At 42.2% G+C, this 10819-nt stretch carries 11 protein-coding genes and 1 pseudogene; 11 read left to right on the forward strand and 1 reads right to left on the reverse strand.

Features of this window, described 5'->3' with window-relative positions; all coding sequences use genetic code 11:
* The first annotated feature begins 368 nt into the window (after positions 1–368).
* Positions 369–2357, forward strand: coding sequence for a Na+/H+ antiporter (locus tag J7E85_RS32445; protein ID WP_215164084.1), 1989 nt, complete (start codon positions 369–371; stop codon positions 2355–2357).
* Positions 2358–2640: 283 nt separating this feature from the next.
* On the opposite strand, the pseudogene J7E85_RS32450 reads toward J7E85_RS32445, so the two are convergent.
* Positions 2641–2976, reverse strand: a pseudogene (locus J7E85_RS32450) (IS3 family transposase); the annotation flags it as partial.
* 238 nt (positions 2977–3214) lie between these two features.
* Between J7E85_RS32450 and J7E85_RS32455 the strand changes: the two are divergent.
* From J7E85_RS32455 to J7E85_RS32505, 10 genes are all read left to right on the forward strand, one after another.
* Positions 3215–4402 carry an MFS transporter gene (locus tag J7E85_RS32455; protein WP_215164085.1) on the forward strand — a complete coding sequence of 396 codons (1188 nt, stop codon included), beginning with the start codon at positions 3215–3217 and terminating at the stop codon, positions 4400–4402.
* Between the two features lie 318 nt (positions 4403–4720).
* Positions 4721–5008, forward strand: coding sequence for a hypothetical protein (locus J7E85_RS32460; protein WP_215164086.1), 288 nt, complete (start codon positions 4721–4723; stop codon positions 5006–5008).
* Positions 5009–5630: 622 nt separating this feature from the next.
* Positions 5631–5777 (forward strand): hypothetical protein, encoded by a 147-nt coding sequence (locus J7E85_RS32465; RefSeq protein WP_215164087.1) that lies wholly within the window; start codon positions 5631–5633, stop codon positions 5775–5777.
* Positions 5778–6217: 440 nt separating this feature from the next.
* The gene (locus J7E85_RS32470; protein WP_215164088.1) at positions 6218–6397 is read left to right on the forward strand and encodes a hypothetical protein; all 180 of its coding nucleotides are present in this window, start codon (positions 6218–6220) and stop codon (positions 6395–6397) included.
* A 338-nt stretch (positions 6398–6735) separates the two neighbouring features.
* On the forward strand, positions 6736–7074 hold the full coding sequence (locus tag J7E85_RS32475) for a hypothetical protein (RefSeq protein ID WP_215164089.1): 339 nt from the start codon (positions 6736–6738) through the stop codon (positions 7072–7074).
* 8 nt (positions 7075–7082) lie between these two features.
* The gene (locus J7E85_RS32480; RefSeq protein ID WP_215164090.1) at positions 7083–7526 is read left to right on the forward strand and encodes a hypothetical protein; all 444 of its coding nucleotides are present in this window, start codon (positions 7083–7085) and stop codon (positions 7524–7526) included.
* A gap of 316 nt (positions 7527–7842) precedes the next feature.
* A complete protein-coding gene (locus tag J7E85_RS32485) occupies positions 7843–8322 on the forward strand; it encodes a hypothetical protein (RefSeq protein WP_215164091.1) in 480 nt (159 codons plus the stop codon).
* Positions 8323–9677: 1355 nt separating this feature from the next.
* A complete protein-coding gene (locus J7E85_RS32495; protein WP_215164093.1) occupies positions 9678–9947 on the forward strand; it encodes a hypothetical protein in 270 nt (89 codons plus the stop codon).
* 47 nt (positions 9948–9994) lie between these two features.
* Complete coding sequence (locus tag J7E85_RS32500; RefSeq protein ID WP_215164094.1) at positions 9995–10441, forward strand: DNA-directed RNA polymerase subunit alpha C-terminal domain-containing protein; 447 nt, start codon at positions 9995–9997, stop codon at positions 10439–10441.
* A gap of 5 nt (positions 10442–10446) precedes the next feature.
* Positions 10447–10819, forward strand: a 373-nt coding sequence (locus tag J7E85_RS32505; protein ID WP_215164095.1) for a hypothetical protein, incomplete at its 3' end; no start/stop codon positions are given.

Raw genomic sequence — 10819 nt, forward strand, 5'->3', positions numbered from 1 at the left:
CTCTACAGGAATGCTAACGGGCACGATAGCTTAATAAATAAAACGCGGCTGCCGGCATGATCGGCAGCCGCGTTGTGCTAACAGACAGGATAGTTTAAGATTATTCGCGCGAAATAGTGGTAAAGCAGAGAGTTGAGTTAAAGGTGGATGCAGCGATGCTAAATTTGCATATCGCAGCTTAAGTAAACATTCGACACATCTTAACCATGACAAAGCCCTCTCTCACTTTATGTGGGGGAGGGTATACAAATTCTGGAGACGATTTACATTCAGTTTAAAAAGATATTTTACAATAAGATGAATTCTTATTAGAAACCTATTATTACGAACAGCTGCTGATTGCAGATCGATATGGAGGAAAGATTCATTTGGAATTGTTCGAATTTATTCTGCTGATGCTGGCGGCAGTCTCTTTATCCAATTTAGTTAACCGATTTATTCCTTCGGTCTCCGTGCCTATTATTCAAATCGTGCTGGGGATGTTGATTACTTGGCTGCCCTGGCACTATGAACTGAAATTAAATCCGGAGCTGTTTTTGCTTCTGTTCATTGCCCCTCTGCTGTTCAATGATGGCAGGCATGCGGATAAAGAAGCGCTGTGGAGGCTGAAGAAACCTATTCTTTTGCTAGCACTGGGTCTGGTGTTTGTAACGGTGGCCGTGATGGGTTATTTCCTGAATTGGCTACTTCCGGTCATCCCACTGGCGGCATCCTTCGCATTGGCGGCTGCACTAGCACCTACCGATGCTGTGGCCGTGGGTGCACTGGAGCAGAAAGTGAAGATCCCCCATCAGACGATGCAAATTCTCGAGGGAGAATCTTTAATAAATGACGCATCAGGGCTCGTCTCATTTCAGTTTGCCGTCGCGGCTATGGTCACTGGTGTGTTCTCTTTCAAATCTGCCAGTATCAGCTTTATTTCCATTTCGCTTGGCGGTGTGGTACTGGGCATTCTACTCACCTTTGTAAAATATGGTGTGGTGAAGTGGTTGCGGAAACTGGGGATGGAGAATGTCACGCTCCACATGCTGATAGAGATACTGACTCCCTTTTTGATTTTCATGGCAGCGGAGGAATTGGGGGTCAACGGTATCCTGGCCGTCGTCGCCGCAGGAATCGCCCATTCTTTGGGTTACAAGAAAATAAATCCTGAGGTAGCCAAGCTGAGTGTTGTATCCAAAAGCACCTGGTCGGTCATTATCTTTGTATTGAACGGGCTGGTCTTCCTACTCCTTGGCACACAGCTTCCTGATATTATTCAGACGATTTGGAGCAGCCCGGAAATTGGAAATCTTAAAGTAATTATGTACACACTATTATTGACCACGGCTGTACTCGGGCTGCGTCTCATCTGGGCAATTCTGATGGATATTTCCGAAGGGTCCAAACCGCGCGGTCCTTGGCGGCTCAGGTTGAAGAAGGCTCTTATTCTCAGTCTATCGGGAGTCCGGGGAACGATTACACTGGCGAGTGCCTTGTCACTGCCGTTTTTTCTTAATGATGGCACTTCATTTCCGGCAAGGGATCTGATCATTTTCTTTGCGGCTGGAGTTATCCTGTGGACTCTTCTGGCCTCCAACTATCTGTTGCCGCTTTTATTGGGGAAAGAAACGCAAACGGAGCAGGAAGAGGACGAGATTCAGGCAAAAATTGAGATTCTGAGGAATGTTGTTTCCGGGTTAAATGAACTGACCACGGGCCGGAACCGGCTGGCGATGGCCCAGACTATCAATACGTACACTTCCAGAATCAGAACGCTCAGGAAAGATGAAAAGACAGATAAGGTACAGCGCTCCTTGATCCTGTCTATTCTAAAATGGGAAAGAGAGAATACTCTGCTTGCGCTTAATAAGAAAGAAGTAAATCCATACACAGCGTACCATTACCTTAAAAGAATTAACCAAATGTTGTTTATGCGCACAAGAGATGTCCGCTATAAAAAAGAGATGTTTCCCGTTAAGCAATGGTTCGAAATGTTCGGGATGCTGAATCCAGCCCGATTAAGCATCCGAGAAAGACGCGCTGAATTGACCAGGCTCAAAATTCAAAATACGGCTTATATCATTGAGCAGCTAAATGTTCTGCTTGCAGAAGGGAAATCGGATATGGAGACGGTCAGCTCGCTGATTTTGCAATATGAAAGTATATTGCTGCGTCTGACCAGAAACGAATCGGACACCTACACCCGACAAGAGTTCGACATATCGATGCAAGATCTGGCCCGGGTCGGAATTCAGTTGGAGAGAGACAACATCCAATCCATGTTCGAGACTGGGCGGATTTCAAGACAGGCCATGAAGGAAATGAAACGCGATATTCTCTTCATGGAGCATGATCTGCGAGAAGAGACGAGTTGAGTAGCGACCTTTTCCCATATGTTAATGAATTTATTCAACTTTCTGAGGAAGGGAGACTACAAAGGCCTGAATACACTGCGCACAAATTAATTGAGATTCTATTAAGTGAAGATTTTGGAAAGGCCGTTGTTATAGAAACCATTGATCAATAAGTCAATGGCCTATAATACGAACGGGCAGGTAGTTGAATTGGTTGTCAAAATGTAAGCTAAGCAGCGGTCGCCCAGCAGAGAGTATCTTCTGTCGAGGGACAAACCCCGTGTAAAGAACAATTGAAAAAAGGTTAGGCACTCTGAAGAAGGTGGTTTCTGTACTGTACAGGAGTCATCTTCTTCAAGTTCCATTGATATCGATAGTGGTTGTAATACGTCATGTAGCTTTTAATTTCTTGTTTTAATTGGCCCAATGATTCGCATGGTTTAATATCTGTTTCATCTTTAAAGTGTCCAAAGAATGATTCTTGAGGGGCGTTATCCCAACAATTTCCACGTCTGGACATGGATTGTTTTAACCCCACCTTTTTTACAAGTTTTTGAAACACTGGATTTGTGTAATGGAAACCTTGATCGGAATGAATCAGTGCATCTGATGTAAGTGTTATTGACCGGTTGTTTTTTACGATAAGGATTTGCTTTTCGGATGGGGTAAACCGATGTCTGAACTTGATATTGCCGGTCGCTGTAAGGTTCGTACAGAAGCATCCTTCATGTATATCAAAAAGAGATTAAGTCCTTATATGTTTTTCATATTTTTATTGTAGATAGCCGCATGCTAACATATACAAATGTAGATTAAGGGGGGACTGTTATTCAGTTTCCGATTCATGGTTTTTATCCATTCGAAATAGGTGGTCCTAAATGTTAAAAAAGTCAGCGTTTCCATTACTACTGCTCAACATGTTTCTCGCTAATCTAAGTATGGGGCTTGTCATTCCGATCATACCGGAACTTCTTGAGCAGTTTACGGTAAGCGGACAGGCCGCGGGCTATTTGGTCTCCTGCTTCGGCCTGACCCAGTTTCTGTTCTCACCTCTTGCAGGTAATTTGTCAGATCGATATGGCCGTAAACCCATGATTATCATAGGTTTGATCTTGTTCGCCATCTCCAACTTGCTCGCAGCGTTCGCGGGCGATCTAACTTTATTATTCGTATCGCGGTTGATTGGCGGAATAGGCTCAGCAGCCTTAATCCCGTCCATCATTGCTTATATTGCCGACATTACAGCAGATGAGCAGCGCAGCAAGGCCATGTCATGGTTAGGTGCGTCGATGACATCCGGGTTTATTATTGGTCCGGGTGTGGGTGGTTTGCTTGCGGAATGGGGCATCAAGATGCCCTTCTATGTATCCGCATGTGTAGGGCTGCTGGCAATGGTTTGCAGTCTATGGGGATTGCCTGAATCGCTGTCGGCGGATATTCGCCAGATGCGTAGTCAAGTGAAGGAGAAGAGCGAGAATGTATTCCGGCAAATCGTGCTTTCGGTTCGGTCTCGTTATTTTGTCCTGTTGCTCATTGTTTTCTCCATGACCTTTGGTTTAACGCATTTTGAAGCGATTTTCCCGCTTTTTGTCGTACAAGTCTACGGATTCACGACGCGTCAAATCGCTATACTGCTTACCGTATGTTCGCTCATCGGCACGTTGAATCAATTGTTGTTCACTGACCGGATCACACGACGATTCGGAGAAAAACGGATCATCGTTGCCATGCTATTGTTATCGGCAGTATCCCTTGTATTCTTATTATTCTCAGGCCATTTCTACTATGTCATGGTAGTCACGATGTTGTTCTTTACGTTTAATAATATATTGCGCCCCACGATCAATACGCTGCTATCCAGAGTGGCCGGGGATGAACAGGGATTTGTTGCAGGGATGAATAACGCTTATACGAGTCTCGGTACGATATTTGGACCGATGCTGGCAGGTATTTTATTTGAAGTCCATTTTGACTTGCCCTATCTGTTTGGTGGATTCGTACTGCTAGTGAGCAGCATTTTCACGGGAAGTCGACTGAGAAGTTTACTATCTGTTCAACGCGGCTGATGTGCACTCATCCTCCACAAAGATCATCATGTTCTGACTAATGAAAATGCCAACTTCATTGGACTGGATAAATATGAAGCAAAAACCGGAAGAGTAGTTGAAGAAAACCCAAAAGATCCCGGATCACCATGATCCGAGGGTCTGCCTGGATGCAATAGATGGCTTCCTAAATACAAAGGTTCGGAAAATATGTGCAACAGGGCAATTCCTAAGGAGATACAGTGCATGTGGAATGTTACGGATTGTTGATCAGAAAAGACAGGGCGAAGCCCGTGGATTAGACGGGAGGGTAGCGGAAGGCCACCCCACCAAATACTAATGGAAATACTCATTGATGTTGGATTTTACTTCTTCTTAGCAGGCGTCCACTTAAAGCCGCAATTCATACAGCCGTTTATAAGAGTGCTTCTCCCAACGAATCCAACTAAGATACTTATTGGTAATGAAAGGGACATAATAAACATACCTATACCACCAACTGCCCCAATCAATTTAGAACTAGAACCAAAGATGCCATACGCAAAATCAACGCCGACTAAAACGATTGATAATATGCCAATAAGAATCATAATTCCAAGTGTACTAAACATCTTAGTAAAGCTGTAACCTCTCTTGTTGGCAACAATTTGCGACGACTTACATTTGCGACAAATAACCGTCTTGATATTACCTGTATTATTCGATTGACTCCCCGCTCCCCTTGCTTGGCTGACGGTAGTCCTGTTTACTTGAGGACTAGATGCCCGAGATTGACTGTTAACCGTCCTTTTAGTCTGGGTGGGTTCAGTCCTGTTGGATTGATAAAACTGTTGGTCTAGTAGTACGATGCACTTCTTTTGACTCCCTTCGAATGTATATTTATAGGTACAGAGAACTATTCTACAAATCTTACCAAAATCCTTTTCCATGGAAATTTGATGTTATTGTTGCATGTGACATATGATAAAACGGAGACCTTTACAAAGGTGACGCAGCAGTATAAGAAATTTAATGAGAAATTGATTGAAATATTATAAGGAATATTGAGGATCGAACTAAGAGAACTGCCATTCATGGCAGTTCTCTTGTTTTCATATCTGTTAGAATGCGGCTTCTCTGGAGTGAACAATGCCTGAAAGGGATTAATTCATGACATGACATATAAAAGATTGTGATGACTGTCTGGGAACAGGTAGGGTAGGCGGAAAACATGTGTTTCATGCAAAGGCAGTGGAAGGGTGGAAAACAAATGAACAATACAAACAATATTTCACAGCAGGAACGGGAAGCAATGATCCAAGAAAATATAGCCGAAATCGGAATGATGATTGGTTTTTTTATCGCTATGGACGCGCTGCCTAAAACGGATTTAGATCTCTCAAGTACGGATATTTAGCAAAAAAAGTTATTTCATGGGCCAAAGAATTTGAGGATAAGTACGAAGGATCTGAATATGACTTCTATCATACGATCACTGAGCTGGGCAAACCTGATGGTTATCTTGATGCGATCGATAAGTTTACGGATCTGAAGCTTCGGGAGGCAGGCTGGCTCATGGAAGAATACATTTCGGATCGCAGAGGTTTTGGATTTCCCACATGTTTAAGTTGCTCGACTGCTGTGAAATAACTTCTCGGTATATCGCCCTGCTCATGGCTGGGCGATATACCGAGGAAATCTACAGGAGCGAGGCAAGGTCCATATAGCTTGAAAACGAACAGATTTTAAGAATATTTAAGGAGGGTCAATCCAATGGAAGGCCAATGGCTCTGGAAAGGTTCGATGGAGAGGCGTGTTGCCAATGGTGTTTGCTTTATAATGTGGAGGACTGGAACGTTGAATTATAACCCTCATCCGGATATTTTCGATTGCCCAAGAGAGGTGGAAGATAACGGAGAATGGTATTACCAGATGAGGCAAGAGGAAGGGGAGAAGGGGCTCTTAGAATGGGCCTATCCAACCGATCCACTCTATACGAAGAAGATTGTAATTGGTGAGGGGAGTAACTATGAGTGAAATTCGCATTTACTATCGGTCATCGACACGGAAACCTATATTGCTGCTCGGTTACTTTACAAACAATGGGGCTAAGCATGCCAAGATGACCGTAATCCACGACTACCTCGGTAGGTATTCCAAAGGTGAGAAGATCAAGGTACCAATGGATGGAGTTGTCTACCATGTAAGGATTCATAAACATGAACTTCAAGCGTGGACGGAGACGAAGACTGACCGAGTCGAAGCTTTCATGCATCGAAAAATGAATCGTTATTTCTTGCAGAAAGTTGATCAGCTTTTAGGTAGCTTCTCCTCATAAATCCATACCGCTAATCGTAAAAGGGGCGAAAAATGGCATGGCCGTGAAATTAGTGCGTAACATGATAACCGGTTATCACCGTGAAAATACTCGGATCTGGATTGAGCCTACATCATTGGAAGCAACCGACTTTACAGTTGGACAAGGTGTGAAGCAAACGATTACGCGTGATGCGATTATTTTGACTCGCAGCGATTCCATGGAGCGCACGATTTCCAAACGTAAACGTCCTAGCTGGGCTCATCCTCGGCCTTTGTACGAAGCATGCAGTAAAGAGGTAACGGCTGTCATCCATGCTCGGGAACGAATTGATCTGCTGATTAGTGACGGAATGATTGTCATTGCCGGGAACGTTCCTTTGATCTATTTTTCGTAGAGAAGCCGATGCTGCAAGGCGTGGAATTGCAAAAGCTTCGACTGTATTCTGCGCCGGCTGGAGGAGGTCTCGCAACAGCCGCACTTTGTGATTCTGGTTTTTACGAGGCAGTCGGTGGACTGGATATGTGGCCGGCTGCGATTGATGCCTACATGCATAATTTCAGAGGAGGATCTGTATTTCTGGGGGATTTGACCCGGAAGCATACGGACTATGTTCCTTCTGCTGCCAGTGTGGTTATGATTGAACAGGTTCCACAGTATTACAAGAGCACATCATACATGCAGCTGAAGAAGCTTTTACAGCCTTTCTTTCCTTATGTACATGAGAAGGTGATTGATGCGTGCTTTGGGATCGGTATCTTCGAGGACTCGAGGGTATGCTGTATTGGTTGGCAATGTGAGTTTTCCAATTGCCCTATCGCTCATTCTGCTACAAACAATACTGGTTAAGTTTAATAAAACAAATGGACTCTTTAGAGAAGCGTCTGAGTCAACTTGATAAAGCAATGAATTTGTTAGTTAGAACCTATCACCAAAGTGAAGTTTCTACACGCCCAATAAAAAAAGATGACAGTTGAAACTACAGCAAGAAATTAAAAACTAGAAAAAAAATTATAATAATATATTGCGTAACGTAACGCTATATAGTATTATAGAAATAGTTAAAGGGAGCTGATTGACCCGGTAAGCTGAGGGATACGGTTTATTGAGGTCATTATCCCATTAGTTCCGATAACTAAATAACTATATTATTGGAGGAACTATTATGGATTGGCGTGAATACACCGGACTTATGGATTTGGATATTAGTGAATTGGGTAAAGCAGTACAGGTAAACACCGCTGTATTGGATGCTGTGAAAAAAAAGCATCCAGTGGAAAAGATTCTGTCAGATTTCAATGCTATCGGACTTAATGCAGGTCTAGTCCTCACTATCTTTGGTAGAGCAGCCTTTGGGCCGTGGGCTGGTGTTGTAGGTGCTTCCTATACAACATGGGAGGTTATTAAAGCAATTGTCAGTTCTTTTCAATTGGAAAAAGCACTTGAAGAAGGCTTGAGAAAATTGAATGATGCACTTGTGTTTATGGCGCAAAACACCAACAGATATAAACGCGTTGAGCTCGATGTTGCATTCCTTGAATACATCGTCACAACTTCTTCAGGTCGTGCAGAGATCCGTTATATTCAACAAGCATCGATTAATCGCCTTCAAACAATGGATGGAAACTGGATCGGTCAGAGTTAATGTAAACTGCCCTAAAGTCACAAGCGACTTTAGGGCAGTTTTAATTTTTCTATTTAAAAATCGGAAATAAGATCGAAACTTTATCTCCCCAAAAAATAAAACAAAAAATTGTAAAAGCTACTGAAATAACCAACATAGTCAATGATACCACATGAATATTCGATTCCTTATTATGTTTTCTTTCTATAACCATCCGATAAAAGAAATACAAAGTGCACAACAGTCCTGGCCATGGGGTTATTTGACTCGTATCCATAAGTACTATTAGTAAGATAAAAACTATACCGGTAATGTTATTGATCCATTGGTAAGCTCCAGTGTAAATCGTGCTTTCAATTTCCTTTCGATTACGTTTTAATAAGGTTCTATCCAGAATAAAATAAACGACGATCATAATAACAACATAAGAAAGATATAACTTCATTCGCACCTCCGTTTAGCATAAGGCTGACAACTAGGGTAAGCCTATAGATGTTATGAGTTCTTTCATTGCTCCGTCTTACCGTGAACTAACTGCTATATATTCCCTTTATTTTATCCTCGGATGTAAATAATGGCAATACATGGACTGGATTTATATTATTTTCCTTAGATATATGTCTCAATATCATATTTTGTGCAATAGTTTGGATCTGGATTTCTCAAATTCGGCCATTTTCGGTGCTGGCCGGTGATTTTAATTTCGTGGAACAATGGGATCCTGGGATGGTTTTCGGTTATTTAGTGCAAAAAGCGTTGGCGAATGTTCCGTTCAGATGAGATGATGCGACTTATGCATATCCCAGATTACCGATCCATGGTATCTGATGAGTTTTCACATCATCTGATTTATGAAATAAACGGTCAAGTAGCAATTCCATATTAAATAAGCTTGGGTCCCCCAGCTCGTCCAGTCGGGAAGGGCAAGCGACTTACCGGCTCTAAGCAGCAAGCTGCTAAGAGCCGGTAGATTTCATTGCTCTTCTGATCCTCCTTTGCGTTCCTATGATTGTAGAAAACCTCAGTAAATCACGTTTTTTGGGTACTGTTGTCGATAGTGGAATGGTAGAATTATACTGTCGATAAGATTAAGCTGGCTTGAGGTGTAATGATTATGGGATTTAGAGGTTCTAACGGGACTTCGCATAAGTTAAAAAAATCAAGGGGTAGAAGAACGCATAGCAACTTCAAGAAAACTGGTGAAACTTTTGTTTGTCCAGAATGCCGTAATGTGAATAGCAACCCATTGAAAAATACTGAAGGCAAAAGATACTGCTCGGCGTGTTTGGTAAGAACTGGACAAGTCGTCATTATGAAGAAGCGAAATATCGTGACGAGAAAGTGAGCTGCGGCCGGAAACGGAAAGGAGATAAGGTATGTGGGGAGTTGCTATTATGTTTATCGTCCTTGGAGCTTCGCAATATATGTTTCGGGAACAATTGCGTCTTAGACCGTCACTGGAGGCTCGACAAATTGGATTTGCCTTTTGGTGGGCAGGTTGGTTAATGCTTGCTTGGTGGATCTCGACCACGTTACTTGGTATCCCCAATGAGGTTAAAATGACCGTCTCAGCGCTGGGTACAATATGGGTTGGAGTTCGAGGGATCCAAGTAGGAAATCGGATCATGCAGCAGGTAAATGAGTGACTTTTCAAATACAGTGTATACCTACTACTTATTATGGGGGATGGAAGATGGCTTTTATAAGGAATTTATCGCTAGGAGAGCTCGATTATTTGATCGATTCATTAAACAAGAATAGAGAAGATCCAAATTATCATATTCTTTACCCTAAAGTTGAGGAGGCCAAACAGCGCGCTCTTTTAAATGAAGAATCTTCTACAATGTGGTTTTTCTTAGCGAAAAATGATTCTAAGCCACTTATGGAATTGGTCTCTTTACCGCAGCATATTCAGGAGAAATCTATTCATGAGCTCGTTGAATTGTCCCCAGATACCCAAATCAATGCTCGCATTTCAAATTCATTGCATCGAACGGGGTGTACGTCGGTTGCCGAACTTTTACAGAAGACACCATATGAGTTGAGACTTGTTCGGTATTTTGGTGTTAGTTCTCAGAAGCATTTTGCAGAGCTTTTGTGGAACCTTCAGGAAAAGGGAGAAAGACACAGGGAAGGGTGAAAGTAATGAATTGGAGAAAAATTAAACTTACTATACTTGCTGTATCTGTGTTCTTTTTGGTCTTACCCGGTTGTATGGTAAGAAGTGATGAAGTGGTGATGCACTCTCTAAAACTGGTTGAGAATTATCATTATTTTCTAGTCAATAATGATTATGAAATGAGTGATATTTCAGAGATGAAAGTTGATGAAAGCTCAAACACAATACATTTTATGTTGAAAAATGCAATTACATATGACTTTTCAATTGAAGGTTCAAAGGGCACTTTGGAAATTAAGTCTCCTCCTAATCCTGAATACGGACAAGATATGGCTAATTTAGCAGCTTATTTTGATTCGAATAATTCATTAAAAAAAGAACTATATAAAACGCAATTAA

Source organism: Paenibacillus sp. ISL-20, from assembly GCF_018613005.1.
GTDB lineage: Bacteria > Bacillota > Bacilli > Paenibacillales > Paenibacillaceae > Paenibacillus_AQ.

Coding starts and splice junctions, on each gene's coding strand:
- J7E85_RS32455 (WP_215164085.1), top strand. CDS start 3,215: ATGTTAAAAAAGTCAGCGTTTCCATTACTACTGCTCAACATGTTTCTC.
- J7E85_RS32460 (WP_215164086.1), top strand. CDS start 4,721: ATGGAAATACTCATTGATGTTGGATTTTACTTCTTCTTAGCAGGCGTC.
- J7E85_RS32465 (WP_215164087.1), top strand. CDS start 5,631: ATGAACAATACAAACAATATTTCACAGCAGGAACGGGAAGCAATGATC.
- J7E85_RS32475 (WP_215164089.1), top strand. CDS start 6,736: ATGGCCGTGAAATTAGTGCGTAACATGATAACCGGTTATCACCGTGAA.
- J7E85_RS32480 (WP_215164090.1), top strand. CDS start 7,083: ATGCTGCAAGGCGTGGAATTGCAAAAGCTTCGACTGTATTCTGCGCCG.
- J7E85_RS32485 (WP_215164091.1), top strand. CDS start 7,843: ATGGATTGGCGTGAATACACCGGACTTATGGATTTGGATATTAGTGAA.
- J7E85_RS32495 (WP_215164093.1), top strand. CDS start 9,678: ATGTGGGGAGTTGCTATTATGTTTATCGTCCTTGGAGCTTCGCAATAT.
- J7E85_RS32500 (WP_215164094.1), top strand. CDS start 9,995: ATGGCTTTTATAAGGAATTTATCGCTAGGAGAGCTCGATTATTTGATC.